This is a genomic window from Neptunomonas sp. CHC150 (assembly GCF_030397555.1).
Classification (GTDB): Bacteria; Pseudomonadota; Gammaproteobacteria; order Pseudomonadales; family Balneatricaceae; genus Neptunomonas; species Neptunomonas phycophila.
In genome coordinates, this window is sequence record NZ_JAPNXU010000002.1 from 145737 (window position 1) to 165502 (window position 19766).

Here is a 19766-nt window from a genome sequence, read left to right on the forward strand (position 1 = left end):
GTTTAATAAAGCGCTATACACAAAAAGGACCCCTAATGCTTCTAAAAGGTCATTTTGAGCTGTTATCTATTTACAATCAGTGGATGAACTCAAAGCTTTATGAGGCGGCGAGCCAGCTATCAGATACAGAGTTAGCTAAAGATCGTGGTGCTTTTTTTGGTTCTATTTTGGGCACACTTAATCACATCATGGTGGGTGATATTATTTGGTTAAAGCGGCTGGCTAACCATCCAGCTTGCGTAAGTTTGTTACGTGAGACGGCTGGCATTGAACAGCCAACGCGCCTGGATCAAATGCTTTTTAAAGACTTGGGTCGCTTGTCTCAACAACGAACGCGGTTGGATAGCATAATTATTAATTGGATAGCCGAGCTATCCGAAGATGATCTGAATGTTGTGCTCACTTACCACAACACGCAAGGGGTTGCGGCTAATAAGCGGTATTCGAGTCTGGTTTATCATTTTTTTAACCATCAGACTCATCATCGCGGGCAAGTGTCTACGTTGCTCTTGCAAGCTGGTGTTGATATCGGGGTCACGGATTTGCTAGCGTTGATTCCGGATGAGTCTGGTGTATAACCAAGCCATTGGGGGGGCATCGCCTTTATTAACAGTCGTATAGGGATACCTTGGATGCTAAGGATAAATTTTGGACAATAATTGGAAGCCGAAAATTTGGGTAGCAATAGCTTTAGGTGTAATCCTGCAAGCATTTACATTTTTATACTTGAATAGGCCTAAAATATTCTGGGTTTATTTTTTGCTATCTTGCGTTGTTTCTATCATTGATTGGAAGTTTCAAACGTTTTTTTCAGTAGTCTTTTCATTGATCTGCCCCATTCATGCATTGTTTGTGGTTAAGCACTTTAAACATGCTACTAAGCGGGGGTGGTACTCCACGCGGTGGGGCTTACCAGTTATCTGTGCTACCTATTTTGTGAGTGTTTTTCTATTTAGATCTTTTCTGTATGAGCCTTTTATTTTTCCTTCCGCTTCAATGCGGCCCACTATTAATCAAGGTAACCATTTAGTTGTTAAGAAGCTTGGCTTCGGAACTTATGGAACATACGGTATGGATTTAATTAGCAGTGCAGTATCTTCTTCTAATCTTATGCAGAGGGGGAAACTGTATGCATTTTATCCTCCTCATACAGATACTCCTTTTGTGAAGCGGTTAATGGCCATTCCCGGTGATAAAGTGGCTATTAGGGATAACGCTATTCGTGTTAATGGTGCTTTATTAACCAAAGATAGGTTGTATAAAACAGACGACGTAACTGTGTATCAGCAACAGCTGGACGGTATTAGTTACTCAATTCAACATATCAATGGACAGCGCTCTAAAGACATGGAAGCCGTTGTTATTCCCGAAAATAGCTATTTTTTTCTGGGTGACAATAGAGATAATTCAGCAGATAGCAGGGTTTGGGGTTACGTAACCGGTGATAGAATTATTGGTGAAGTACTTTATATCATCGAATAAAGTCTCTCTACACTAGAGCTGTTTGTTGTTTATCTTATCCACAAAAGTGCGATAACTTATGGTGCCCGATATCTAATTTGGTGTTCCATGGGAAAGACAATTCAATAGATAAGTCAGCAAGCAGAAACAGAGCAGCTAGCCGTAAACGCAGCCAGCTGCTTTGGCCGTTATAACCCATCGACTAACTTGAATGTGCAATTCATGGCTTGGTCTCTTAAGGGGATTAATGCTTGGTAGCTTTCGCTGAAATACCAGGCTTGAGCGGCTTCTTTATTCTCAAAGCGAATAATTGCGCCATTCGCTGTCTGTGATTTCCCTGTTAATAGTGTGGCCTTACCTTTGGCAATAAATTCTCCGTGGCTGGCGGTAACTGTTTTCGCTGCCTGTTGGCTGTATTGCGCAAGCTTGTCTGCATCAATAACGTTTGATTCAACAATGATATAGGCGCTCATAATGTTCTCCTGTGTTATGTGTTGACAAAGGGTAAATAGGTCTGGATATTTAAACAATAATCAATAAATTAACGTATCGTTTAAAATTATGAACACTGTGAAAATAGCTCCATTGCTTCTCGTTTTTGTTGAAGTGGCTCAGTTGGGCTCATTTACGCAGGCGGGGAAAAAGCTAAATCTAAGTAAGTCGGCGATTAGTCAGCAGATTAAGCGCTTAGAGGAGGAGCTTAATGCCCAGCTCATCTCTCGAAATAGTCGGGGTTTAACACTAACGCCAGCGGGCGAGATGCTGCTGAGTAAAGGCGCTTTTTTGTCTGAGCATTTATTCAATACGCTGCAAGATGTTAACACTGAGAAGGAACAGCCAAGTGGCGTTTTTCGGGTGTCCATACCGCCTTTTTTTGAAAGGAATATTTTGGTGCCTGCGCTTAAACAGTTTTGTTTGGAATACCCTTTGATAAAACCCGAGGTGCTCGTTAGCGGTCGCTGGCAGGATTTAATTCATAATCATTTAGATGCGGCTATTTTTGGCGGTAAGCTTAAAGATAGTGAGTATAAAGCGCAGTCCATTGGTCGGGTGAGGGATGTGTTTTGTTGCACTCCAAACTACATGAACCAAGCGGGGGCGTTGCATCAGTTGGCCGATATTGAGCAGCAGTCCTTCATTGCGACACCTTGGCAAAAGGATGCCATAAAACTCTACCGTGTTAATCATGAAGCAGAGATAACCCTCAAGACGAATCATCAATACTTTACCAACAGTTTGAGTACGTTGGTCGATATGACGATGGCTGGTATGGGGTTGGCACTTATTCCTGAATTTATTGCGCACCACGAGCTTCGCCAAGGGCGTTTGATTCGCGTGTTACCTGATTATCATGGACAGGATTGGCACTTTTATTATTTGCACCGCTATAGCCATTCGAAACCTATCCATGTTGAGCGTTTCTATTCGCTAATTAAGCACTTTTTTAGCATTGCCAACGAGAATCTGTAATGCTGAATAGATAACAAGGGCACTGATATTGGGTGCCATTAAATAATATGCAGATAATGCTAACGCGTTCTATCGCTTTCACATGTCGAGTATGCAGAGGATGTTATGCCAAGAAGACTGACTCAAACAAAACCCAATACCCATCAAACATTAAAGAACATGAGTTTTGAAAGTATGGTGGTTAGTTGGCTGATGTACGATGGGTGGCAGGTTTTTACGCCGATTTTAGATAACGGACACCAAACGGATATTCTTATTTCTGATGGCCCCAATTATTTTCGTATTCAGATTAAAACGGTAGAGGCGTCTGGGGAAGATCATCTCGTTGAAAATAAATGGGAAGAGAGCAATGTGGACTATGTTATATATTTCGCTAGAAACTCGACATGGGGGTATATTGCTCCGGCATTTGATAATAAAAAGCGCCCTTTAAATCACCCTGAGCATGCCCGGTTTGAAGCCAATAGCCGGACTCAGTTTCTTAAAGAGTTCCATAAAATTGATTAAGCCTTCGGTAATTAGGAGTCTTCATGAATCATCATTCAGGATCATGCCTTTGTGGTGCGGTTAGCTATGAGCTTTTAGGGGATTTTCAGTCGTTCTTTTTATGCCATTGCACCCGTTGTCAAAAGGGCACCGGCTCGGCTCACGCGGCTAACTTGTTTGCTGCGGGTAGCCGGTTAACATGGTTGCGGGGCGAATCGGATATTAAAACCTATCAATACCCCGACTCACTACATATCAAAAGCTTTTGTCAGCATTGTGGGGCGGCTCTGCCGGTGTTGATTGAGAGTATTAATAGTGTGGTTGTGCCCGCGGGCAGTTTGGATACCCCAGTTCCGATACCGCCAACGGCGAAAATCTACGTGGCTGATGGCGCACCGTGGTTTAAAAATATTGATGACGTGCCCAGTTTTGATGAGCTACCCACACGCGGTGATTGAGTACATGTCTTATCACTCGCCCGCGAGTGTGGGGTCAAGGACCATGGATATGTGCTCAATACCGTCCTCCATGTAGGGTGGGGATACCGTCTTAAAGCCCTGTGCTTGGTAAAAATGCGCTAATCGAGATTGAGCTCCAATCTTTATGGGCTGCTGTGGCCACGTTTCTAAAGTCGTTTTAATGGCCTGCTGGATTAGCGTGTGCCCTAGTTTTTCTTGTCTATACTCTTGTATAACCAATACGCGGCCTATACTGCTATGCGAGGGGTAGCTCACATCGGGCGCTAAGACTCTAGCGTATGCAATAGGCTGGTTTTGGTGCGTGGCGTACAGGTGCAAAGTACTTGGGTGTGTGTCTAGATCGTCTAGTTCTGGGTATGCACAGGCTTGTTCTACCACAAAGACATCGCAGCGTATTTTGAGTAATGAATACAAGGTGTGAACGGTAAGTTCGTTAAACGGGGAACAATGCCATGCGATCATGGGTCTTCCTTGGGTAAGCGTTTCTAATAATGCAGCCGCGTTTATATCCTAGTCTGATTCTTGAGTGCAGCGCCGAGTGCTGTTTGGATGGCAGCAGGATTAAGGGGTGTTAGCCCTCTGTAAATGTAGACGTGTGAAGGAGTGCGATTGTGATAAAACCTGAAATTCCGCAAGACGAAGCAAAACGGCTTGAGGCGTTAAGGTCGCTGGGTATTTTGGATACGCCGCCAGAGGAGCGTTTTGATCGGCTAACCCGCCTTGCTAAGCGTTTATTTGATGTGCCGGTTGCTTCGGTGAGCCTAATAGACTCAAACCGTGAATGGTTTAAATCCTGTATTGGTCTAGATGTGAAGGAGTTACCGCGGGATATTTCTTTTTGTGGTCATGCTATTTTGGGTGACCAGATGTTGGTGATTCCTAATGCGCTTGAAGATGAGCGATTTGCTGACAACCCTTTGGTGAATGATGAGACACATGTGCGTTTTTATGCCGGATATCCGTTGAGAGCGCCGGATGGCAGTAAATTAGGCACCTTGTGCATTGTTGATTATAAGCCACGATATTTTGAGCTCGATGACTTACAAGCGCTAGCTGATTTGGCATGCATAGCCGAGCGTGAGTTTTCGATGATGCAACTAGCTACTAAAGACGACCTAACGGGCATTTTAAACCGGCGTGGGTTTATGATGTTGTCGCGCCATAGCTTGAGCTTATCCGCACGTGACAATGTGACTCATTCGCTAGTGTTTATGGATTTAGATTATTTTAAATCGGTTAATGATCAGTTTGGACATCCAGAAGGGGATAGAGCCTTAGCTACGTTTGCTCGTGTAATGGAACATGAATTACGGTACTCTGATATTGTGGCTCGCTTGGGTGGCGATGAGTTTGCGGCGTTATTGAGCCATAGCACCAAAGCGGATGGCGAGGCTTTAATGGCGCGTTTGCAATCATCAATAGCGGCCATTAACCAGCAAGAGGGCCGTGGTTATGTGATTGCTTTCTCGTATGGGATTGTTGAATACGATCGTAAAAAGCATGATTCGATTGAATCATTGATCGCGGAGTGTGATGCGCTGATGTACGAGGTTAAAAAAGCTAAACGCTAATGATTTTTTCTCTTCTTTTTTAGGGTGTTTACTGCGCCGCATAAGATCTCGACGCTTTAGCGCCTTATATTTTATAATGCCTATTCTATTTTTTACCCCATGATGGATTGCAGGGTGTTCCTATGCTGGAAAGTTTTGGCGTTATCAATATCTGGACGTACATTGCAGGCTTGGTTGTGATTATTCTTGCCCCTGGCCCCAATTCTTTATATGTGCTTAAAACGGGTTCTACGTTAGGCTTTAATGCGGGGTATCGTGCGGCTTCCGGTGTGCTGATCGGTGATGCGATACTGATATTATTATCATACCTTGGCGTAGCGTCGCTCATACAAACATCGCCTATCCTTTTTACCATCATTCGTTATTTGGGGGCGATTTATCTGCTGTATCTGGGCGGATCGTTAATTTACAGTAACTGGATCGCAAAAAAAGGGCATTCTTCGAGCCCTAAAGTGAAGCAAGAAAGAGTGTTTCGTAAGTCTTTGATGTTGAGCTTGACCAACCCAAAAGCGATTTTATTTTACGTATCGTTCTTTATTCAGTTTATCGATTTCAACTACGAACACACGTGGATCTCCTACAGCATTTTGGCGGTTATTTTGGAAGTGGTGAGCTTTACGTACTTAACGATGCTGATCCTTATCGGTAGCTCGCTTTCCCGTTACTTTCGTCAAAATCAAACGATGGCAAAAGCTGGAAATAGCTTGTTAGGGCTTATCTTTATGGGGTTTGCTGCTCGATTGGCTGCTATCAACTAGGGGCTATTCGCTGTTTAAAGCACTGTGAACGTGCGCTTTTTTAACATGGATGAATAACGATAATAATGACTGATCAATACGAATATAAACCGCGTCAAATCGAGAAAAACCCCGCAAAAGAGTTCCGCTTTGGCGAAGGTCGCATTAGTTGTTATTTGTCGGTCACGCTGGGCATTTTAAGCCTGCTCGCGGTGTTGGCTTATTTATATCCGTCGTATTTAACGACCACTGAGTTGCGCAAAGTCTATGATGCCAAGCAGCTACAAGATGTTCTTAAGTACGGTATGTATTTTTCGCTGATGTTTGGTGCGTTAACCTTGGTGCTTAACCGAGCCAAATATAAGTATTACGCGTTAACGGGTATCGGGTTTACCTTAATCGCTTTTGCGTTGGGAGGTTACAGTATTCCTGTTGGTCCGGTTGAACCGCGAGAGCTATCATTAGGCGTTGATTGGTTGATTTTGGCGTTTTTGGCGTCTACGGCTGTTTTTATGGTATTGGAAAAGGTGTTCCCTAAATACCGTGACCAGTTGATTACCCGGCCCGAGTGGGGCACGGATATGTTCTATTTCTGCTTTAACCATTTGGCAATTTCTGCCATTTTGATTTTTGCTAACTATCATGCGAGTCACTTTAGCTGGGCATTAAGCCCAAGCGTGCAGGCGTCTGTTCAATCGTTACCGATTTTAGTGCAGTTTGTTCTCATCGTATTATGTGCAGACTTTGTTTTGTACTGGGAACACCGTGCTTACCATGAGATAAAAGCGCTGTGGCCGATTCATGCGGTTCACCACTCTATCGAAAATTTAGATTGGCTAGCAGGCTCGCGTGGGCATTTTATTCAGGTGTTTTCGGAGCGAGCAATGGTTATGATACCGCTTTACTTGCTCGGGGCTGATGAGGTTGCGTTAAATGCTTATGTTACCTTTGCCGCGCTTCAAGCTATTTTGATCCACTGCAATTTGGATCTTCCTTTTGGGCCGCTTAAGTATATTTTAGTGACGCCGCAATTCCACCACTGGCACCATAGCTCCGAAAAGCCCGCTATTGATACCAACTATTCGGCACATACGGTTTTATTTGATCGCATGTTTGGCACTTATCACTTGCCGGGCAATCACTGGCCAGCTGAATATGGAACGACAGTTCGTTTACCCCGTTCTATTTACGGGCAAACGTTTTATCCCATTGAAGCCAATCGAAAACGGCTAAAAAATAAGTAAGTTCTAACGGCTTACTTAGCCCTGTTGGACGTTTGTTTGATTAGCATTTCGCGCATAGTCCGTATAAATAATTCTTTGCTGCGACCACGACGACAGATCATCGAAAAAGGTGCTTGATAGCCAAATTCGCTTGGCAGGAGTGGGCGCAGGCGCTTCTCTTTTACCGCAATTTGCACATAGTGTTCGGGCAGGTAACCAACATATTTTCCGGACAGTATAAGAGCTAGTTGTGCCTCCATGCTTTCTACGGTTGCCGTGCTGTGACCAAATCCGCGTTTTCTAAGATCGGCGGCATTCCAATAGCTTCGGGTCACTAATCCATAGCGCGTAACTTGTTCTACGGTGACACCACGGTCAGGAAACAGTGGATGAGTATTGCTGCAGTAAAGCCAATGCTGCTCGCGATAGAGTTTTTCTTCTATGACATTGTTTACGCTAGATGGGAAGTTACCAATGGCGAGATCTAGTTGGTTATTGAGGATGCCTTGTACTTGCTCGTGCGGGCTGCGTATTTGTAAGTTTAGATGCACGGCGGGGAAGCGGTCGTTAAATTGCTGAATAATTTCTGGCAGTGATAGAACTTCATCCATAACGGTAGCGTCTAAAACCGCAATACGAAATGTGCCGCCCATATCGCCTTTTAAGGCTTCTGCATGCCTTTCTAGTTCGTCCATCTCAGCCAGTAGCTTTACGGCTTGATGAAGGAATTCTTGGCCTTTTTCGGTCAGCATAAAGCCTGACCGACCTCGTTGACACACGACAAAGCCTAAATAACTTTCAAGCTCGCTCATGTAATTACTAATAGCCGAGGTCGTGAGATTGAGCTCTTGTTGGGCACCTGAATACCCTTGGTGTTTTACAACCGTTATAAACACTTCTAAAAGCCGGATATTGATGCGCTTTTCAGATCTCATTTAGGGTGTTTCCACGTAATTTTGGAAGGTTTTTTACTTCAGTAATTTCTGAACTGATTATTTCAGGTTTGCTATTTAACCGTCAAGGTCGCTTACCTAGGATGAATATATGCCATAGGCGCACTTTGTTATTGCGCATCATCAGTTGAGGAATATTTAGAATGGAAAAGCCATTACATCAGCCCCAAAGCGGAAACGATATGCCACGTTTTGGTGGACGAGCAACCATGATGCGGTTGCCTTTTGTTGAAGACTTAGCCGGTTTAGATGCAGCTTTTATTGGTATTCCGTTGGACATAGGTACATCGCAGCGGGCCGGAACGCGATATGGGCCGCGTCAAATTCGCGCCGAGTCGGTTATGATTCGCCCTTATAATATGGCAACTGGCGCGGCACCCTTTGATGCATTATCGGTAGCAGATATTGGCGATGTCCCCATTAATACTTATAACTTGCTTAAGTCTGTCGACATCATTGAAGATTACTACACACAGTTAAACCCTTATCCTTTAATACCGCTTACCTTAGGCGGAGATCACACGCTTACCTTACCGATTTTACGGGCGCTGACTAAAAAGCACGGTCCTGTTGCCTTAATTCATATTGATGCCCACACCGATACGAACGACACCATGTTTGGCGAGAAGATTGCTCACGGTACCACTTTTCGCCGTGCTGTTGAGGAAGGGTTGTTGGATTGTGAGCATGTTTTCCAGATAGGTCAGCGTGCTCAGGGGTATTCGGCTGAGGATTTCAAATGGGGTGAAAGCCAAGGGTTTACGCTCAAGACCGCTGAGCAATGTTGGCATAAATCACTCGAACCGCTCATGGCCGAAATCCGTCAAGCTATTGGTGATCGTCCTGTTTATTTGTCGTTTGACATCGATGGTATTGATCCTGCTTGGGCTCCGGGTACAGGAACACCGGAGGTTGGCGGCTTAACCTCTATTCAAGCGCTAGAGATTGTACGAGGTTGCAAAGGGTTGAACCTAGTCGGCTGTGATTTGGTAGAGGTGGCACCGCCTTACGACGTGAGCGGCAACACATCACAATTGGCGGCTAACCTGTTGTACGAAATGTTATGCGTTTTGCCGGGTGTGACTTATCGATAATCCAATGTTGAGCAAGCGGGTGCGCTATGAAGTTAGATATTTTCCGGACCTTGTGGGGTGTTCAAACCCCAATTGAGTGCTTGGCTGGGGCACTAAAAGCAAAGGGATTTTGCGGTGTTGAATCGCGCTTTTCCGAAGAGAAGCATGAACGCCTGCACTTTAGGCGCGTGCTAGAAGATGAAGGTTTGAGCTTTATAGGTATTATTTTTACCGGTTCAGACGTGATTCCTGATCAGTCTGAAACCAGCGCTCAGCACTTAGAACGTTTAGCCCGCAAACTAAGGGACGCCCATGATCTAGCGCCACGTTTTATCAATGTTCTTCCTGGGAATGATCGTTGGTCGCTGACAGAACAAGTGGACTTTTTTGGTAAAGCGCAAGCGTTAGCAAAAGACCACAATATGCTTTGCAGCTTTGAAACACACCGCGCATCGTCTCTATATAGCCCGTGGGTAACCATGGATTTAATTCGACAATTACCCGACCTGCAATTTACGACAGATATTAGCCATTGGGTGTTGGTCTGCGAGCGATTACTGAACAGTGAGCAAGATGATTTATCACCATTTCTAGAACGCGTTCATCATATTCAAGCTCGGGTCGGTTATGACCAAGGCCCTCAAGTGCCTCATCCTGCTGCTCCAGAATATGCGGAATCGTTGGCTTTTCATCAAGGGATTTGGGAAAGCGTTTGGCGACAGCACCTAAAAAAGGGTTACGAAAAAACCACCTTAACTACAGAGTTTGGGGCCGATGGTTATTTGCACCATCTGCCTTTTACCAATGTGCCAGTGGCTGATTTGGCGTCGTTGAATGATTGGATGGCTTTGACTGAGCGGCAGCACTTTCAAGAATTTTTAGCACACATGCACGCCACACAATAGTGTCGATTTTACATGATTTATAAACAGGGGATTTTCATGTCAGATACACAACCTATCGCTTTTACTTCGATTCCGGTCGTCAACATTGCTGATCTGTGGAGTGATTCGTTAACCGATCGTAAAAAAGTTGCCTTCGAAATGGGTCAGGCGGCTAGCGCAGTTGGTTTTTTGTATGTGACGGGTCATGGTATTCCGGCTGACAAAATTAAGGCTTTACGTGAGGCTAGTCGGCAGTTTTTTGCTCAACCCTTAGAGCAGAAGATGCGGTACTACATTGGTGCATCTACAAGTCATAAAGGGTTTGTACCAGAGGGCGAAGAAATTTATGGCAGCGGTAAACCTGATAAAAAAGAAGCCTTTGATGTAGGTTTTCAGGCTCCTGATGATCATCCGCTTGTTTTAAAAGGGACGCCTCTTATTGGTGCTAATGAGTGGCCTGATATGCCTCAATTTAGGGCGTCTATATTGGATTATTACGAATCCGTTTTCGCATTAGGCCGCAAACTGTTCTCTGGATTTGCACTGGCGCTTAATTTACCTGAAGACCATTTTGAATCCATGGTGACTTGCCCGCCGTCAAAACTTCGCCTTATTCATTATCCGTTTAATGCAGACGCAGAAGATCGCCCTGGTATTGGGGCACATACGGATTATGAGTGTTTCACCATGCTTTTATCAGACCAACCTGGCTTGGAAGTTATGAATGAAAAAGGCGATTGGGTTGATGCGCCACCTTTGGTTGAAAATGGTGAAGAAGCGCTGGTTATAAATATTGGTGACATGCTGGAAGTGTTAACAGCTGGCCAGTTTATTGCTACATCGCATCGTGTCCGTAAGGTTAGCCAAGAGCGTTATTCATTTCCGTTATTTTTTGCTTGCGATTACCACACATTGATTAAGCCGCTTCCGCAATTTGATTCACAGGAGCAATCCTACAAAGAGTTAAGCATTGGCGAACATATGTATAGCCAAGCATTGCAGACTTATCGTTATTTACGAGAAAAAGTAGCCAATGGCGAAGCCGCATTACCTGAACGCGCAACGGGAGTAGCGACGTTTGGGCATTTAAAAAAGCATAAAAATTAATCGTAACGACAAAACCGAGATCAATAGATCTAAAAGGAGCTTTACTATGAAAATGACAACATCATTACTACTTGCTGGTATCTCCACGTTAGCGACTCTTGGTGTGAGCCAAATGACGCATGCTGAAGGGCTATTGTCAGCAGATACGTTAAGCGTTGGTATGGAAGTGAGTTACCCGCCGTTTGAATCGTATAAAGACGGTAAAATTGTGGGCTTTGATCCAGAGATTTCGGCCCTTTTAGCGGCCAAAATGGGTGCTAAGCCGCAGTTTAATGATACCAAGTTCACCAGCTTAATTTTGGGGCTAGGATCGAATAAATTCGACGCGGTGATTTCTGGAATGTACGTGACGCCTGAACGAGTAAAAATTGCAGACGCGATTCCATACGCGAAAACCGGCGCCTCGATTATGGTGCTTAAAGGCGCTGAGGTTCAGCCTAAAACCGAACAAGATTTATGCGGTATGAAAGTAGGTTTACAGCAGGGAACAACTTGGGTAAAAGCGTTGAATGATTTATCGGCAGACTATTGCCTGCCAAATGGTAAAGAAAGCATTACGGTTCAAGAGTTCCCCTCAGCGCCAGAAGTATCTCAAGCTCTTTTATCACGTAACGTTCAAGCACAGTTAGAGATAGCCGGCGCGGCAAAAATGTTTGCTGAGCGCACAAAAGGGCGTATCGAAATTAGTTCGCCAGATCTCGTTTATCCACAGACTCTGGGCATGTATGTGAAAAAAGACAACGCGGCTCTTAAAGCAAGCCTTGAAAGTGCGCTGTCAGCAATCAAGGCTGATGGCTCTTACATGGCATTAATTGATAAGTACGAACTTACCCCGGTTAACGACTAACTCCATTCATTTAAGACATAACTAATACGATTTAGGTAGGAGCCGCTATGAGCTTAGATTGGGAGTATTTCTTCTCGTTATTCACGATGAGTGCGTTTTGGAAAGCATGTGTCACCGTGGTGTTAATTAGTACATTATCGTGGGGGATTGGTCTCGTTCTAGGCTTCTTTATCGCTTCTGCCAAAATGTCTTCACATAAATGGTTGAATCTACCAGCAAAGACCTTCGTTTGGTTCTTTCGCAGCGTGCCTTTGCTGGTTGTTTTAGTGTTTGTTTACAATTTACCTCAGCTTTTTCCGTCCACTGGCGCCTTCTTGGGGGTGCCTTTCATCGCTGGTTTGGTGAGTTTGGTGGTCACAGAAGCCGCTTATATGGCGGAGATTCACCGTAGCGGCTTACTTTCTGTTGCTAAAGGGCAAAAGGAAGCGGGCCATGCGTTAAATATCAGTTATTTGGGTATTCAACGCTTGATTGTTATTCCACAAGCGATTCGTATTTCTATGCCGACGCTGATTAATGAATACGTCACTATTATTAAGTTGAGCTCGTTGGTGTCGGCTATCTCTTTACCCGAGCTTTTACAAACGGGTCAGCGTTTATATGCACAAAACTTCTTGGTACTAGAAACCTTGTTGGCTGTTGCAGTGTATTACGTATTGATTGTGACGGTTTTTGGTTCGGTTTTGCAGTGGATTGAGCGGCGGATGGACGTTCCGTCACGTGCGCCACAGACCCTGAATAATGACCGTTGTAATGAGTTGCGTGATACCGCGCTGCCTATGCCTATCCGGGAGCCATCCCAGACAGCAGGTGCTCCGCCGGCATTACAGTTACGTGATATACGTAAGTCTTATGGCGAACATACGGTGTTGCAGGGGGTTAATCTAAAAATTAAAGAAGGGGAAGTCGTTAGCATTATAGGCCCTTCAGGTTCTGGTAAAACGACCTTGATCCGTACAATAAATAAGCTCGAAACGATTGATAGTGGTGAGATAGTGTTGTTTGGTGAAGATTTTATAAAAGACCAAAACAACACGAATCCAACGGTGCTACGAAAAGGTATGCTAAGGATTGGAATGGTGTTCCAGAGCTTTAACCTTTTCCCTCATATGACAGTATTAGACAACATTATGATGGCGCCGCGCTATCACGGTAAATCCAGTGATTCCGAACTCAACCGTCAACAAGCTTATTACTTGTTAGACCGAGTTGGTTTGTTGGCCCATGCCGATAAATATCCTCACCAGTTATCCGGTGGTCAACAGCAGCGTGTTGCAATCGCCCGTACATTGGCCTTATCGCCCGATATTATTTTATTTGATGAACCTACCTCCGCGCTGGACCCTGAGATGGTCTCTGAAGTGTTAAAAGTGATCCAAGATTTAGCGAAAGAGGGTATGACAATGATTATTGTGACCCATGAAATGGACTTTGCACTGAGCGTTTCTGATCGTGTGGTTATGATGGAGCATGGTGTGATCCAATTAAATGCGGAACCGACGGCTATTATTGATGAGCAAAATCAGCAAATCGAGTATGTCCGCATGCGTGAGTTTATGGGGAGAAGCGCGTGATGAATCATTTACCTGAGAGCGAAACCGTTCTACGTGAGCAGTTAGCGGCCGCTTATCGCTTAGCTGCCATGATGGGGTGGGAAGACACCATTTATACACATTTTTCGGTGAGGCTTCCTGGCGCGGGTGAGCCTCGTTTCTTGATCAACCCGTTCGGTTTAATGTTTGATGAAATATGTGCCAGTGACCTCATTGTGGTTGATGTGAATGGTCGTGTGTTGGACGGAAAATCCGATTACAATCTCGCCGGGTTTACGATACACAGTGCTGTGCATATGGCGCGTGATGATGCGCATTGTGTTATGCACACGCACACATTAGCAGGTATGGCTGTTGTCGCTTGTGAGCGGGGCTTGTTAAATCTTAATCAGATTAGCACTGAGTTCCATGGCCGCTTGGGGTATCACGAGTACGAAGGTGTTGCTTTTAACATAGAAGAGCGGGCGCGTATCCAAACGTCTTTGGGTAACCATATCGCGCTCATGCTGAAGCATCATGGCTTGTTGAGTGTGGGCCAAAGTGTGGCAGATGCGTTTCAGATTATGTTTTACCTGAACCGGGCTTGCGAAATTCAGTTAGCTACGGCTCAATTAGCGTCGTTATCACCTATTAATGAGATTCCGGATTCATTAGCTGAACATGTGTGCGGGCAGTTTAAAGGTGTGGAACATGAACGCCATGTGGTTTGGGACGCATGGGTTAGAAAGCTCGACCGTCTAGACCCAAGTTATAAGGATTAAATGATGTCTCCTACTGTTCTAATTTCTATTGATGATGCTGAGCTTTCGAGCAGTTTGTTAATGGAGCTGGGTAAATTTGATGATATTACCGTGTGTCTGCCGCAGGACTCGAATGCTGGTGATGCTCAAATGGCGGTGTGCTGGCATCCTGATCAAGCATTATTGGATAAGTTTCCGCAGATACAATGTCTTCATTCTGCCGCGGCAGGTGTCGATCATTTAGGTCAAAGCTTGTTGGCGTCGGGTTTACCCGTTGCGCGTATCGTCGACCCCGATCAAAAGCAAGGCATGTTGGAGTATGTCCTTTGGTGTGTTTTAAATCACCATCGTGATTTTGATCGCACTGTTAAGAATCAAGCTCAGCAACGATGGCATCTTTACCCACAGCTCCCTGCAAATGAGGTCCGAGTAGGGGTGATGGGCTTGGGTGAAATAGGAGCGCATGTAGCGACGGGCTTAGCACAGTTTGGTTACTCCGTATCGGGCTGGTCTCGCCGCCCTAAACAGCTTGAGCGCGTCTCAACTTTTTCTGGGCCGTCAGAGTTTACGGGCTTTTTGGAGCAAGTCGATGTGCTGGTAAATTTGCTGCCGCTTAACCAAGCAACGCAAGGCATTCTTAACCATTCATTGTTTCAGGCTCTGCCAAAAGGTGCGTGCTTGGTGAATACCGGGCGAGGTGGGCATTTGGTCGAAGCAGACTTGATAAGTGCTCTGGAAACAGGGTGGCTAAGAAGCGCGGTGTTAGATGTCTTTACCGCTGAACCTCTACCAGCTGATCATCCGCTTTGGACGACCGAGGGGGTGATTGTAACGCCTCATATGGCTTCTTCATCTTCAGCGGCCATGATCGCGCATCAAGTACATCAGAACGTTTTGCGCTTTATTAAAGACCAACCACTACTGAATACCATTGACCGCACCTTAGGCTACTAAGCGTTTTTCTTTTTGTACCCGTCTAAGATCGAAGTTCTACGCTTTGGTCTTAGTCTTTAGTATAACGTCTCTGTAAAACTTGCAATGCACTTTTGCGATATTGAAATAAAAAAAACACAATTCCTTGGCTTGTTACTCGCTGTCTTTTATCAGTAGACTTGTCTCATCTGTTAAAACCAATAGTTAAAATAACGATAAACTTAATAAATATAATGATGTTTCCTAAATCAGGTTGACGTTTTTGTTGATTTTTTTAAGGTTTCACAGGGTAAACTTTTGGCTATTTCTATTACTCCTTCGTATTCTAAATTTTTTTTCCATGCAACGGCTGTTGTTGTTTTGGTGCAGGCTATCTATTTCTACAACTCACTAGTGGGGTGGATTCATATGCCGTTGCTTGTCCTGTTCATGATGGTTGTGGATGTCTACAAGTTTGAGCGCAGGGATATCAAGTTAGAGATGTTAACCTTGTTAAGCTTCTCTTTACTCGCTGTTATTACTATTTTTATGGAAAAAATCGGCTCTGTTGGTTTGTATATAGCCAATATGTTGCTGTTAGTTATTTGTTTGCAATGTATTTTATTGGTTTATAAAACCTTTAATTTGTTTAGGTCTGATGAGGAATTTAGTTTTATTAATGATGCTAATAAAAAGATTGCTAATAATAAAAAAATGTTTATGCCAATCTTTTTAATAATAGTACAAGTGTGTCTTGTGTGTGTTGCAGTGCTTGTTGTTCTTAGAATTATAAAAAGTTAAGGAGAAAATGAATGGACATTATAGCGGTTGTTCTATCGCTGGTGTTGTTAATGTACTTTGCTTACCGCGGGGTGACGGTGCTTGTGTTGGCTCCGTTATTAGCAATGGGGACAGTGTTTGTAACCGGTGATTTCCCTATGCTGGTGGCATGGACAGGCAAATTTATGCCTGCTGCCGCAAACTATATTCAAACCTACTTCCCGGTATTTTTAACCGGTGCTATTTTCGGGAAATTGATGGGGGCCAGTGGGTGTGCTCGCTCAATAGCGCGTTTTATCTCTGAAAAATTTGGCAAAGAAAGAGCGATAGCGGCTGTTATTATTGCCACGGGCTTGCTGGTTTATGGGGGTGTTTCTTTATTTGTTGTGGTATTCGCTATTTATCCTATTGGTGCTTCGTTATTCCGCGAGGCGACCATCCCTAAGCGTTTTTTACCGGCGGCGATTGCAGCGGGGGCGTTCACCTTTGCAATGACTGCAATCCCGGGGACACCGCAATATATCAATACAATTCCGATTCCTGTCTTTGGAACTGATATCTACGCCGCTCCTATGATCGGTTTGATAGGTGCTGCACTGATGTGCATAGGTTCTATTGCTTGGTTAAATTTACGCTCTTCTAAAGCGATGGCTAAAGGCGAAGGGTACGGTGATCACCCGGACGAAAATATCCGCATAGATGGCGATGTGCCAGCGGTTTGGTTGGCATTTTTGCCGATTGTTCTGGTTTTTATTATTAATTTTGTGCTGACCAATGGTTACTTCAAAAGTGAAGCGGCGGTTGAGCGCTATGCCTCTTTTGGTGGGATTAATGGTATCTGGTCGGTCGTTGTTGCTTTGTCTGTTGCTATTGTTCTGTTGCTGGTGGTGTTTAGAAAACGCATTGCTGAGCCTAATCAGGAAGTTTTCGATGGGGCTGTTGGTGGGCTTTTACCTATCTTTAATACCGCTTCAGAAGTGGGCTACGGCGGTGTAATCAAATCACTAGCCGTTTTTGCGGGGATTAAAGCCGCTATTATGGCGATTCCTGGACCTCCATTAGTGGTTGTAGCGGTATCTACTACGCTCTTGGCCGGTATTATTGGTTCGTCGTCAGGCGGTACGGCCCTTGCGGTGGAAGCGTTAGGCCCCGACTTTTTAGCGTTGGCAACGGCTAATGGTATCGACCCCGGTGTTATCCATCGAATAATGATTATGGCAGCAGGCGGTTTAGATACGCTACCTCATTGCGGTGCGGTTATTACATTGCTGGCCGTGACCAAGCTCAACCACAAGCAGTCTTACTTTGATATTGCTATCTGTACGATGGCTATCCCGTTAATTGCGACTACTATCGTGATCGTGCTTGCAACGTTGGGCGTGGTGTAGGGGAAACATAAAGCAGCCTTCAACCTATATGAGGGCTGCTATTATTCATGCTTGCTGTTTTTCCAGCTCTTCTATTTTTGCCCAAATCTCCTCCGCTTCTTTTGTTAACATCGCGTATCCTTGAATGTCGCCATTGCGCTGTGCATTCATAGCATCTTCTAGTTTTTCATCATGCTGCTTGCGGAGTTTTTTGCTGGGGTTGGATTTGAAAAAAGAGAACATATCATCGCCTATTGAATGATTGATAATTCATATCTATACGTGTCAGTCTTGTTTTAGATATATTTTTTAATCGAGCGATTAGCATCTCACAGGGAATCAATGAGGAGAAATGATGGTCTCGAAATTACCGCGCTGGGTTGAATACGGGGCTTTTATTCTTGCGTTAATTGCCGGTTGTGTAAATGCAATCGGTTTGCTGGGTTTTGAGCATCAGTCGGTATCCCATTTGTCGGGTACCGCAACTTTGTTGGGGACCAGCTTAGTCAACACATCCTTTACGGCTGCGTTGCATTTACTAATGATCTTAGTGTGCTTCTTTTTGGGCGCTTCACTGTCTGGCTTTTTACTGCATGGTAGCGCACTCAAGTTGGGGCGACATTACGATACGGCGCTGTTAATCGAAGCCGTATTGCTGTTGGGCGCTATCTTTTTGCTATCGCATGAACTCTCGTATGGTCATTTTTTAGCATCGGCTGCTTGCGGTTTACAAAATGCGCTGGCTACCACTTATAGCGGGGCTGTTGTTCGAACGACTCATGTGACGGGGATTTTTACGGACTTGGGGATAATGGTTGGTGAAAAGCTGCGAGGCGAGCGTTTTGATAAGCGCAAAGCTATTTTATTTTTGCTGATTATTACCGGGTTTATTGTGGGGGGTGTCGTGGGCGCTTTACTGTTTGTTATGTGGCGCTTTTACGCGTTATTGGTCCCTGCGGTTATCTGTTTGATGTTGTCTATGTGGTATCGAATTTACAGTTATCAGGCGCTCAGGTCAGAGCGCGCAGACGGCCATTGAGTTGGCACGGCTGCGTTGGCTAACGACTAGGTCAGCTTGTTTTCTTCTGACATTAGACTCCAAAAAGCATTGACCATCGGGTTTTTTAAGCTCTTTTTTAGAGTGAATAACCCGATGTCATAAGGTTCTAGTTCCGGTTGTACGTCCAGCACTTTGATTCGATCAACCAGTGGGCTGTTATCCAATACTATTTTAGGGACGACACCAATACCGAAGCCTAAGCTGACCATGCTGACAATGGCCTCATTGCCGGTTACCTGCGCATAGATTGTCGGTGTAATGTCTAGTTTACGAAACCAGGTGTCTACCCGGTTACGGGACACGCCACCTTCTGACAAAATCATGGGTACATTGGCCCATTGCTTGGCCGTAGTGGGCGGATGGGTAGGTACGTTGGGTACGTGTTGTTCGGCGGGTGCTATAAATAACAAAGGCGAGACAGTGATGTGTTTAAACACTAGACCGTGCGCTAAGTTAGCAGGCTTGGCTGCAATAGTAATATCTTCTTTACCATCCAGTATGCGTGATACCGCGTGTTCGGGGTCGCCTGTATGGAGTTTTATCTCAATGCCGGGATGCGCTATGCGAAAGCGGTTAAGTAAATCAAACAAAAAACTATAGCTGGCGGTTACCGAGCAATAAAGGCTAATTTCACCGTGAAGCTGATCGCTATTGTCGGTTAGCTCATGCCGAATCAGGTTCCATTGGCTGCTGGCTTCACGCGCATAGGCCAGAAATTTTTCGCCTTCTAGCGTCAGCGCTACCATACGATTGTCGCGGTTAAATAAAGCCACGCCAACTTCTTCTTCGAGTTGTCGAATATTTCGCGATAGGGCTGAAATGCTGATATTGCACTCTTCGCTAGCGCGCCCAAAATGTAACGTATCCGCCAACGCTAAGAAGTGTTTGATTGTTCGTGTATTCATGGTGCCATTGTAACGGATAAGAAAGCACCAAATATAGGAATCATTGCATAAAGTGGGACGTAATATTGCGTTTATATCAATTTACGAAAGGTTGTCTTTTCTATAGAGTAGCCACCACTTAATAATTTATGCATTTTTGTACCGCAACCTCATCGATG

At 44.7% G+C, this 19766-nt stretch carries 23 protein-coding genes; 18 read left to right on the forward strand and 5 right to left on the reverse strand.

Annotated features, from left to right (window positions below; translation table 11 throughout):
• Positions 1–35 precede the first annotated feature (35 nt).
• Together OW491_RS02395 and lepB are read left to right on the forward strand one after the other, a co-directional pair.
• Entirely contained in the window at positions 36–578 is a 543-nt protein-coding gene (locus OW491_RS02395; protein WP_290034528.1) for a DinB family protein, read from the forward strand.
• A gap of 70 nt (positions 579–648) precedes the next feature.
• Positions 649–1482, forward strand: coding sequence for a signal peptidase I (gene lepB / locus OW491_RS02400; RefSeq protein WP_290034529.1), 834 nt, complete (start codon positions 649–651; stop codon positions 1480–1482).
• A 167-nt stretch (positions 1483–1649) separates the two neighbouring features.
• Here lepB and OW491_RS02405 read toward each other — a convergent pair whose 3' ends face one another.
• Complete coding sequence (locus OW491_RS02405; protein WP_290034530.1) at positions 1650–1934, reverse strand: DUF1330 domain-containing protein; 285 nt, start codon at positions 1932–1934, stop codon at positions 1650–1652.
• Positions 1935–2022: 88 nt separating this feature from the next.
• Between OW491_RS02405 and OW491_RS02410 the strand changes: the two genes are divergently transcribed.
• From OW491_RS02410 to OW491_RS02420, 3 genes are all read left to right on the forward strand, one after another.
• Positions 2023–2931, forward strand: a complete 909-nt coding sequence (locus OW491_RS02410) for a LysR family transcriptional regulator (RefSeq protein ID WP_290034531.1) — start codon at positions 2023–2025, stop codon at positions 2929–2931.
• Between the two features lie 105 nt (positions 2932–3036).
• A complete protein-coding gene (locus OW491_RS02415; RefSeq protein ID WP_215152408.1) occupies positions 3037–3438 on the forward strand; it encodes a hypothetical protein in 402 nt (133 codons plus the stop codon).
• A gap of 23 nt (positions 3439–3461) precedes the next feature.
• A complete protein-coding gene (locus OW491_RS02420) occupies positions 3462–3875 on the forward strand; it encodes a GFA family protein (protein ID WP_215152407.1) in 414 nt (137 codons plus the stop codon).
• A gap of 12 nt (positions 3876–3887) precedes the next feature.
• Here OW491_RS02420 and OW491_RS02425 read toward each other — a convergent pair whose 3' ends face one another.
• Positions 3888–4358 (reverse strand): GNAT family N-acetyltransferase, encoded by a 471-nt coding sequence (locus OW491_RS02425; RefSeq protein WP_178969162.1) that lies wholly within the window; start codon positions 4356–4358, stop codon positions 3888–3890.
• 149 nt (positions 4359–4507) lie between these two features.
• Here OW491_RS02425 and OW491_RS02430 point away from each other — a divergent pair, with 149 nt between their 5' ends.
• The 3 genes from OW491_RS02430 (at position 4508) to OW491_RS02440 (ending at position 7448) form a co-directional block, all read left to right on the forward strand.
• The gene (locus OW491_RS02430) at positions 4508–5467 is read left to right on the forward strand and encodes a sensor domain-containing diguanylate cyclase (RefSeq protein ID WP_290034532.1); all 960 of its coding nucleotides are present in this window, start codon (positions 4508–4510) and stop codon (positions 5465–5467) included.
• A gap of 122 nt (positions 5468–5589) precedes the next feature.
• Entirely contained in the window at positions 5590–6225 is a 636-nt protein-coding gene (leuE, locus tag OW491_RS02435) for a leucine efflux protein LeuE (RefSeq protein WP_215152404.1), read from the forward strand.
• Positions 6226–6290: 65 nt separating this feature from the next.
• Positions 6291–7448: a sterol desaturase family protein gene (locus OW491_RS02440; protein ID WP_290034533.1), complete on the forward strand. Its 1158-nt coding sequence runs from the start codon at positions 6291–6293 to the stop codon at positions 7446–7448.
• Positions 7449–7459: 11 nt separating this feature from the next.
• Here the strand turns inward: OW491_RS02440 and OW491_RS02445 are convergent, their stop codons facing one another.
• On the reverse strand, positions 7460–8362 hold the full coding sequence (locus tag OW491_RS02445) for a LysR family transcriptional regulator (protein ID WP_290034534.1): 903 nt from the start codon (positions 8360–8362) through the stop codon (positions 7460–7462).
• A 161-nt stretch (positions 8363–8523) separates the two neighbouring features.
• Here OW491_RS02445 and speB point away from each other — a divergent pair, with 161 nt between their 5' ends.
• From speB to OW491_RS02490, 9 genes are all read left to right on the forward strand, one after another.
• Positions 8524–9474 carry an agmatinase gene (speB, locus tag OW491_RS02450; RefSeq protein ID WP_290034535.1) on the forward strand — a complete coding sequence of 317 codons (951 nt, stop codon included), beginning with the start codon at positions 8524–8526 and terminating at the stop codon, positions 9472–9474.
• A gap of 26 nt (positions 9475–9500) precedes the next feature.
• Positions 9501–10358, forward strand: coding sequence for a TIM barrel protein (locus OW491_RS02455; RefSeq protein ID WP_290034536.1), 858 nt, complete (start codon positions 9501–9503; stop codon positions 10356–10358).
• Positions 10359–10394: 36 nt separating this feature from the next.
• Positions 10395–11444 carry a 2-oxoglutarate and iron-dependent oxygenase domain-containing protein gene (locus OW491_RS02460; RefSeq protein WP_290034537.1) on the forward strand — a complete coding sequence of 350 codons (1050 nt, stop codon included), beginning with the start codon at positions 10395–10397 and terminating at the stop codon, positions 11442–11444.
• Between the two features lie 46 nt (positions 11445–11490).
• Complete coding sequence (locus tag OW491_RS02465; protein WP_290034538.1) at positions 11491–12291, forward strand: ABC transporter substrate-binding protein; 801 nt, start codon at positions 11491–11493, stop codon at positions 12289–12291.
• Between the two features lie 47 nt (positions 12292–12338).
• On the forward strand, positions 12339–13865 hold the full coding sequence (locus OW491_RS02470) for an amino acid ABC transporter permease/ATP-binding protein (RefSeq protein WP_354669556.1): 1527 nt from the start codon (positions 12339–12341) through the stop codon (positions 13863–13865).
• On the forward strand, positions 13865–14605 hold the full coding sequence (locus OW491_RS02475) for a class II aldolase/adducin family protein (RefSeq protein WP_290034549.1): 741 nt from the start codon (positions 13865–13867) through the stop codon (positions 14603–14605). Before OW491_RS02470 ends, OW491_RS02475 begins: the two co-directional genes overlap by 1 nt.
• Before the next feature lie 3 nt (positions 14606–14608).
• Positions 14609–15538 carry a glyoxylate/hydroxypyruvate reductase A gene (locus tag OW491_RS02480; protein ID WP_290034539.1) on the forward strand — a complete coding sequence of 310 codons (930 nt, stop codon included), beginning with the start codon at positions 14609–14611 and terminating at the stop codon, positions 15536–15538.
• Between the two features lie 276 nt (positions 15539–15814).
• Positions 15815–16297 (forward strand): hypothetical protein, encoded by a 483-nt coding sequence (locus OW491_RS02485; protein WP_290034540.1) that lies wholly within the window; start codon positions 15815–15817, stop codon positions 16295–16297.
• 11 nt (positions 16298–16308) lie between these two features.
• On the forward strand, positions 16309–17664 hold the full coding sequence (locus OW491_RS02490; RefSeq protein ID WP_075172885.1) for a GntP family permease: 1356 nt from the start codon (positions 16309–16311) through the stop codon (positions 17662–17664).
• 45 nt (positions 17665–17709) lie between these two features.
• Here OW491_RS02490 and OW491_RS02495 read toward each other — a convergent pair whose 3' ends face one another.
• The gene (locus OW491_RS02495; RefSeq protein WP_139303158.1) at positions 17710–17886 is read right to left on the reverse strand and encodes a DUF6435 family protein; all 177 of its coding nucleotides are present in this window, start codon (positions 17884–17886) and stop codon (positions 17710–17712) included.
• A 109-nt stretch (positions 17887–17995) separates the two neighbouring features.
• Here OW491_RS02495 and OW491_RS02500 point away from each other — a divergent pair, with 109 nt between their 5' ends.
• Positions 17996–18682 (forward strand): YoaK family protein, encoded by a 687-nt coding sequence (locus OW491_RS02500; RefSeq protein WP_290034541.1) that lies wholly within the window; start codon positions 17996–17998, stop codon positions 18680–18682.
• Positions 18683–18708: 26 nt separating this feature from the next.
• On the opposite strand, the gene ilvY is transcribed toward OW491_RS02500, so the two are convergent.
• On the reverse strand, positions 18709–19608 hold the full coding sequence (gene ilvY / locus OW491_RS02505) for an HTH-type transcriptional activator IlvY (RefSeq protein WP_290034542.1): 900 nt from the start codon (positions 19606–19608) through the stop codon (positions 18709–18711).
• Positions 19609–19766 lie beyond the last annotated feature (158 nt).

Excerpts from the sequence above, each read along its gene's own strand:
- OW491_RS02405 (WP_290034530.1), bottom strand. The coding sequence starts at position 1,934 with ATGAGCGCCTATATCATTGTTGAATCAAACGTTATTGATGCAGACAAG.
- OW491_RS02425 (WP_178969162.1), bottom strand. The coding sequence starts at position 4,358 with ATGATCGCATGGCATTGTTCCCCGTTTAACGAACTTACCGTTCACACC.
- OW491_RS02490 (WP_075172885.1), top strand. The coding sequence starts at position 16,309 with ATGGACATTATAGCGGTTGTTCTATCGCTGGTGTTGTTAATGTACTTT.
- OW491_RS02480 (WP_290034539.1), top strand. The coding sequence starts at position 14,609 with ATGTCTCCTACTGTTCTAATTTCTATTGATGATGCTGAGCTTTCGAGC.
- ilvY (WP_290034542.1), bottom strand. The coding sequence starts at position 19,608 with ATGAATACACGAACAATCAAACACTTCTTAGCGTTGGCGGATACGTTA.
- OW491_RS02410 (WP_290034531.1), top strand. The coding sequence starts at position 2,023 with ATGAACACTGTGAAAATAGCTCCATTGCTTCTCGTTTTTGTTGAAGTG.
- OW491_RS02445 (WP_290034534.1), bottom strand. The coding sequence starts at position 8,362 with ATGAGATCTGAAAAGCGCATCAATATCCGGCTTTTAGAAGTGTTTATA.
- OW491_RS02460 (WP_290034537.1), top strand. The coding sequence starts at position 10,395 with ATGTCAGATACACAACCTATCGCTTTTACTTCGATTCCGGTCGTCAAC.
- leuE (WP_215152404.1), top strand. The coding sequence starts at position 5,590 with ATGCTGGAAAGTTTTGGCGTTATCAATATCTGGACGTACATTGCAGGC.
- OW491_RS02415 (WP_215152408.1), top strand. The coding sequence starts at position 3,037 with ATGCCAAGAAGACTGACTCAAACAAAACCCAATACCCATCAAACATTA.
- OW491_RS02395 (WP_290034528.1), top strand. The coding sequence starts at position 36 with ATGCTTCTAAAAGGTCATTTTGAGCTGTTATCTATTTACAATCAGTGG.
- OW491_RS02495 (WP_139303158.1), bottom strand. The coding sequence starts at position 17,886 with ATGTTCTCTTTTTTCAAATCCAACCCCAGCAAAAAACTCCGCAAGCAG.
- OW491_RS02440 (WP_290034533.1), top strand. The coding sequence starts at position 6,291 with ATGACTGATCAATACGAATATAAACCGCGTCAAATCGAGAAAAACCCC.
- OW491_RS02475 (WP_290034549.1), top strand. The coding sequence starts at position 13,865 with ATGAATCATTTACCTGAGAGCGAAACCGTTCTACGTGAGCAGTTAGCG.
- OW491_RS02465 (WP_290034538.1), top strand. The coding sequence starts at position 11,491 with ATGAAAATGACAACATCATTACTACTTGCTGGTATCTCCACGTTAGCG.
- OW491_RS02470 (WP_354669556.1), top strand. The coding sequence starts at position 12,339 with ATGAGCTTAGATTGGGAGTATTTCTTCTCGTTATTCACGATGAGTGCG.
- OW491_RS02420 (WP_215152407.1), top strand. The coding sequence starts at position 3,462 with ATGAATCATCATTCAGGATCATGCCTTTGTGGTGCGGTTAGCTATGAG.
- speB (WP_290034535.1), top strand. The coding sequence starts at position 8,524 with ATGGAAAAGCCATTACATCAGCCCCAAAGCGGAAACGATATGCCACGT.
- OW491_RS02455 (WP_290034536.1), top strand. The coding sequence starts at position 9,501 with ATGAAGTTAGATATTTTCCGGACCTTGTGGGGTGTTCAAACCCCAATT.
- OW491_RS02500 (WP_290034541.1), top strand. The coding sequence starts at position 17,996 with ATGATGGTCTCGAAATTACCGCGCTGGGTTGAATACGGGGCTTTTATT.